Consider the following 1623-nt stretch of genomic DNA (forward strand, 5'->3'; position numbering starts at 1 on the left):
GGATCGAAAAGACCGCGCGGGCGATCGAAAAGGAAACCGACCTTTCCGTCCTGCGCTTTCCGAAACTGAAGGAGTTCTTCATCGGACTCCGGGTGAAGGCATGACAATCGACGCGACCGACCGCCGCATTATCAACGCCACGCAAAGCGGACTGCCGCTGGCGCCCGCGCCCTATGCGGTCGTGGCGGGCTGGCTGGGGATGAGCGAGGGTGAAGTGATCGACCGTCTGGCTGCGATGCAGAAGAAAGGCGTGATCCGCCGCATCGCACTCGCGCCCAACCACTATGCTTTGGGCGTGATCGCAAACGGGATGAGCGTCTGGGATGTTGCGGACGACCGGGCCGAGGCTTTGGGTTCGAAGGTCGGCGCCCTTGATTTCGTCAGCCATTGTTATCTGCGGCCCCGCGCCCTGCCGGACTGGCCCTATAACCTCTTCGCCATGATCCATGGCCATGACCGGCCGGAAGTCGAGGCAAAACGGACCGAGGTAGCAGCCCTTCTGGGCGCGGCCAGCAGGGCATCCGATATACTCTATTCCACCCGAATTCTGAAAAAAACCGGGCTACGGCTCAGAGAGGGGGGCTGATGTTCCGGCTGACGCAATACATGCAGGAACTGGTGCGCCCGATCCCGGTGCGGCAGCGCTCCGGCCCGGTGAAACCGGTTGTGATCTGGAACCTGACCCGGCGCTGCAACCTCAAATGCCGGCACTGCTACACGACCTCGGCGGATGTGCATTTCCCCGGCGAGCTTTCCCACGAACAGGCGATGGCGGTGCTCGACGATCTCTCCGCCTTCCGGATCCCAGCGCTGATCCTCTCCGGGGGTGAGCCGCTTTCCCGCTTCGACTTCTTCGATCTGGCCGAACGCGCCCGGGCACTGAACTTCCGCCATCTCAGCCTTTCGACCAACGGCACCAAGGTCGCCGAACATGCCGACCGCATCGCCGATCTCGGCTTTGACTATGTCGGCATCTCTCTTGACGGGATCGGCCAGGTGAACGACTGGTTCCGCGGCGTCGAAGGTGCTTTCGACGACGCGCTGGAAGGGGTTCGCGCCTGCAAGGCGAAGGGCGTAAAGGTCGGCCTGCGCTTCACGATCACCGAGGACAATGCCCATACCCTGCCGGACATGCTGGACCTCTGCGAGGCGGAAGGGGTGGACAAGTTCTATCTCTCCCACCTCGTCTATGCCGGGCGCGGCGACAAGAACCGGGGCGAGGATACCGCCCATGCCCGAACCCGGGCGGCGATGGATCTGCTGATCGATCGGGCATGGGACGCGGTCGCGAATGGCCGCCCGCTGGAGGTCGTGACCGGCAACAACGATGCCGATGCGGTCTGGTTCCTGCGCTGGGCGGAAGACCGGTTCGATGCGGAAAAGGTCGCCCATGTCCGTGATCACCTTGAGGCGTGGGGCGGAAATTCCTCGGGCCTGGGCGTGGCGAATGTCGACCATCAGGGCAAGGTTCATCCTGACACCTACTGGTCGGACTACACCGTCGGCAGCGTGAAACAGACACTGTTTTCGGACCTCTGGACCGGCGATGACCCGATGTTGGCCACACTGCGCCAGCGTCCCCGCCCCTTGAAGGGCCGCTGTGGTGCATGCGCATTCAAATCG

2 protein-coding genes are annotated in these 1623 nt (G+C 63.2%); both read left to right on the plus strand.

Annotation, left to right across the window (positions count from 1 at the left end; all coding sequences use genetic code 11):
• The first annotated feature begins 100 nt into the window (after positions 1-100).
• Complete coding sequence (gene ahbB / locus WBB85_RS17700; protein WP_432639915.1) at positions 101-586, plus strand: siroheme decarboxylase subunit beta; 486 nt, start codon at positions 101-103, stop codon at positions 584-586.
• Positions 586-1623, plus strand: a 1038-nt coding sequence (gene nirJ, locus WBB85_RS17705) for a heme d1 biosynthesis radical SAM protein NirJ (RefSeq protein WP_432639916.1), incomplete at its 3' end; no start/stop codon positions are given. The genes ahbB and nirJ, both read left to right, overlap by 1 nt.

The sequence above is a fragment of the Albidovulum sp. genome (assembly GCF_049646345.1).
Lineage (GTDB): Bacteria > Pseudomonadota > Alphaproteobacteria > Rhodobacterales > Rhodobacteraceae > Albidovulum.